This is a genomic window from Kitasatospora sp. NPDC001225 (assembly GCF_053597855.1).
On the sequence record NZ_JBSFJC010000492.1, the window covers coordinates 1 to 1,050 of the forward strand.

Consider the following 1,050-nt stretch of genomic DNA (forward strand, 5'->3'; position numbering starts at 1 on the left):
GAGACGGCCCGGGCGAGCTGATCGCCCCCCGGGCCGGCGCCGTCTGCCGGGCCACCTCGGACGGCGCGGTCTGGATCCCCGAGCTCCGCCGCCGCACCCCCGGCGGCCCGGCGGGCGTCAAGCTCCCGGCCGCCACGGCCCTCGGCGGGCTGCTGCCGGCGCTGCCGGAGGTGGCGGCGCCGCTGATGCCGGGGGAGGGGGACGGCCCGGTCTGGTCGGACCTGCGCTACCGCGAGGACGGCCCGGTGGGCTTCCTGCGCTTCTCCTTCCCGGGCGGCGCGATGTCCACCGGCCACTGCCGCCGGCTGCTGGCCGCGTACCGTTTCGCCGCGGCCCGTCCGACCTCGGTGCTGGTGCTCGGCGGCGGCCGGGACTTCTTCTCCAACGGCATCCACCTCAACGTGATCGAGGCCGCGCCGGACCCGGCGGTCGAGTCCTGGGACAACATCACCGCGATGGACGAGCTGGTCGACGCGGTGCTCACCACCACCGACCGGCTGGTGGTCGCCGCCGTCGGCGGCAACGCGGCGGCCGGCGGGGTGATGCTGGCCCTGGCGGCGGACGAGGTGTGGTGCCGCGCCGGCTCCGTCCTCAACCCCCACTACCGGCTGATGGGGCTGCACGGCTCGGAGTACTGGACGTACACCCTGCCGCGCAGGGTCGGCGCGGCGGCGGCCGAGCGGCTGACCCGCCAGGCGCTCCCGGTCTCCGCGGCGACGGCCGAGCGGATCGGCCTGGTTGACCGGGTGCTGGCCTGCGGGCCGGAGGAGTTCGGGCCGTCCGCGGCCCACCTGGCCGGGCTGCTCGCCGCCTCGCCCACCGCCCAGCAGCGGATCGCGGCGAAGAAGGCCGCGCGCGAGGCCGACGAGCGGACGAAGCCGCTCGACGCGTACCGGGAGGAGGAGCTCGCGGTGATGCACCGGCAGTTCTTCACACCCGAATCGCCGTATCACGCGCTGCGTTCCGCGTTCGTCCACAAGCGCCCGGTGCCGACGGGGCCCGCCGCGCGAGCGTGACCCGAACGGCCCCGCCGGGCTTGCCTCCCCGGGC

The 1,050-nt window shown here is 76.9% G+C and carries 1 protein-coding gene; it reads left to right on the forward strand.

Translation table 11 applies throughout. From position 1 onward, the window contains the following. On the forward strand, window positions 1–1,016 hold a 1,016-nt coding region (locus ACWDCZ_RS41705), incomplete at its 5' end, for an enoyl-CoA hydratase-related protein (protein ID WP_449818776.1). Window positions 1,017–1,050: the final 34 nt, after the last annotated feature.